Source organism: Clostridium celatum DSM 1785, assembly GCF_000320405.1.
Lineage (GTDB): Bacteria > Bacillota > Clostridia > Clostridiales > Clostridiaceae > Clostridium > Clostridium celatum.
The window spans coordinates 1-1,662 of sequence record NZ_KB291664.1 but is presented as its reverse complement, the minus strand read 5'-3'; the positions used below and the strand labels follow the sequence as shown (position 1 = coordinate 1,662).

Genomic DNA, 1,662 nt, shown 5'->3' with positions numbered 1-1,662 from the left:
TATGAATAATGGAGATAACTCAATGCAAATGCCTCAAAGTATGCCTAATGGCATTGGCGGTGGTATGGGTGGAAACTCTAATGGTGCTGATTTGGTATGGAATGGTGATGATGTTTCAAATTATTCTTCTATTTTTGATAATGCTATCTTTAAAACTACAGATAGTGATGATTATACTAAAATATTAGATATGATAGAACATCTTGATAGCCTTGAAGATATAGAGTCTTATTTAAATGTAGATGAAGTTCTTAGATATTTTGCTGTAAATACTTTCTTAGTTAATCTTGATAGTTATGCATCTAATATGAAGCATAATTACTATTTATATGAAGATGATGGCTTAGTTAGCATATTACCATGGGATTATAACTTATCATTTGCAGGATTCCAAGCTGGTTCTGCTTCAAATGCAATAAACTTCCCAATAGATTCTCCTGTTTCTGATAGTTTAGAAGCAAGTCCGTTAATAGGAAAGCTTTTAGAAGTTGATAAATATAAAGAACTCTATCATCAATATTTAAATGAAATAGTAGAAAACTTTATTAATAATGGAACTTATGAAACTTTAATTACTAAAGTTAATTCATTAATTAGCAATTATGTAGAAAATGATGCTACAGCTTTTTATACATTTTAAGAATATACTAATTCACTTACTCATTTAATCAATTTTGGATATGATAGAGCGACTAGTATAACTGCTCAACTTGATGGTTCTCAACCTTCAACAAGCTATGGTAATATTGATACAACTGTTGATTTAACAGCCTTAGGTCAACAAGGTGGTGGAAACGATAAAGGTGGCATGTTTAATAAGGATAATCAAAATGGTAATCTTATTAATAATATGTCTATAGATCAATCACTTATGATTCAAGCAATACAAATAATTCAAAATTCTGGTGATAGCCCAATTACCGATGCTGTTAAGGAAGAATTATTAAATATCGGTTTAACAGATGAACAAATAAATGAAATTACCTCTTTCCAAGCTCAAAATAATAGCGGTAATAAAACTCAAGTTATTAATAATAACTTTGTAATGGGCCCTAAGCAAAACTCTACAACCAATTTTGAAACATTAATATTATCTTTTTCATCAATTTTAATACTAATATGCTCACTCGTATTTGTATTGTTATTTAAGAAAAGAAAATATGTAAGTTAGCTCCTTCTAATTTTTAAATTTATATATAATAATAGAACTGCTTAAAATAGTTACAATATCTACTTAAAAATTTCTCTTTTAATGCAGTTCTATTTATATATTACCATTCAATATAATTTGTGATTTAATCCTTACTTAACACTCTTAACTTTGAATTCTTAAACCTGTATTTTTGTCCAGTTGGATTAACTTTTCCTTCTGGAACTTCTTCAACAAACATATCATATGGTCTTACAAATAATCCACACTCTCCATATAACGCTCTATATAAAACCATGACTTCTTGTGTTTCTGAATGCTTAACAAAATCTTCTACTAAATATAAATCGCCTTTAAAGTGTCTAAAAATTTTTCCTTTACTATTTGTTATATCTCTCATTACATTTTCTCCTTTTTAATACTTTTATAAATAAATTTAACCTTAATTTTATCATACTTAATTTAAATTTGCATAAAAAAATTGGTAGATATCAATAGATATCTACCATTTT

The 1,662-nt window shown here is 27.2% G+C and carries 3 protein-coding genes; 2 read left to right on the top strand and 1 reads right to left on the bottom strand.

Going from position 1 to position 1,662, the window contains the following annotated elements:
• Window positions 1-640, top strand: a 640-nt coding sequence (locus HMPREF0216_RS16410; protein ID WP_005214528.1) for a CotH kinase family protein, incomplete at its 5' end; no start/stop codon positions are given.
• Between the two features lie 168 nt (window positions 641-808).
• Complete coding sequence (locus tag HMPREF0216_RS16405; RefSeq protein ID WP_005214526.1) at window positions 809-1,171, top strand: hypothetical protein; 363 nt, start codon at window positions 809-811, stop codon at window positions 1,169-1,171.
• A gap of 124 nt (window positions 1,172-1,295) precedes the next feature.
• On the opposite strand, the gene HMPREF0216_RS11720 is transcribed toward HMPREF0216_RS16405, so the two are convergent.
• On the bottom strand, window positions 1,296-1,550 hold the full coding sequence (locus tag HMPREF0216_RS11720) for a DUF1653 domain-containing protein (RefSeq protein WP_005214524.1): 255 nt from the start codon (window positions 1,548-1,550) through the stop codon (window positions 1,296-1,298).
• Window positions 1,551-1,662 lie beyond the last annotated feature (112 nt).

Excerpts from the sequence above, each read along its gene's own strand:
- HMPREF0216_RS16405 (WP_005214526.1), top strand. The coding sequence starts at position 809 with ATGTTTAATAAGGATAATCAAAATGGTAATCTTATTAATAATATGTCT.
- HMPREF0216_RS11720 (WP_005214524.1), bottom strand. The coding sequence starts at position 1,550 with ATGAGAGATATAACAAATAGTAAAGGAAAAATTTTTAGACACTTTAAA.